At 63.4% G+C, this 571-nt stretch carries 2 protein-coding genes; both read right to left on the reverse strand.

Annotation, left to right across the window (positions count from 1 at the left end):
• A partial coding sequence (locus JNK74_29720; GenBank protein MBL7650351.1) for a DUF1841 family protein occupies window positions 1-353 on the reverse strand: 353 nt, incomplete at its 3' end.
• An 87-nt stretch (window positions 354-440) separates the two neighbouring features.
• The coding region (locus tag JNK74_29725; GenBank protein MBL7650352.1) for an endonuclease III at window positions 441-571 on the reverse strand (131 nt) is incomplete at its 5' end.

A 571-nucleotide genomic window follows, 5' to 3' on the forward strand; every position in this document is an offset into this window, starting at 1 on the left:
ATCGTCTCCCCCAGGCATTCGAGCACGGCGTGCTTTGCCTCGTGCTCGTCGCCGAGCCGGGCAACGAGGGCGCGATAGGCCTGCGCGATGCCTGGCGGCTGATCGATGGCGAGTTGCTCCTCGATGGCGAGATGCAGCGACAAGTGAAGGAAGGGATTGATTCCTCCCTGTTCGGGTCCGAAGTCGCGGTCGAGGTTACGGTCCCGCTCGGCGAGCAAGGGGTGATATTCCGGATGCAGCAGAATAACCGTGAGTGCAGTCGTCTCGAGCCCCTCCAGCGGTGCGCCTGCGCGCTGCTTGGCCCAGGTGTCGAAGAAGAAGCGGCGGGCCTGGTCGCGGGAAGGGGAAAACATCGGGGAAGGGGGAAGAGGGAAGAGGGAAGAGGGAAGAGGGAAGAGGGAAGAGGGAAGAGGGAAGAGGGAAGAGGGGAGCGGAAGGATTCAGATCGATTGAGGCGGTTTGCGCAGGCTGCCCTTCTCCCTTCCTGCTTCTCCCTTCCCCTCCTTGTGCGGATACTCGCACAGATCCCGGATCAGGCACCTGCCGCATTCCGGCGTGCGCGCCTTGCACA

Source organism: Candidatus Hydrogenedentota bacterium, assembly GCA_016791475.1.
GTDB lineage: Bacteria > Hydrogenedentota > Hydrogenedentia > Hydrogenedentales > JAEUWI01 > JAEUWI01.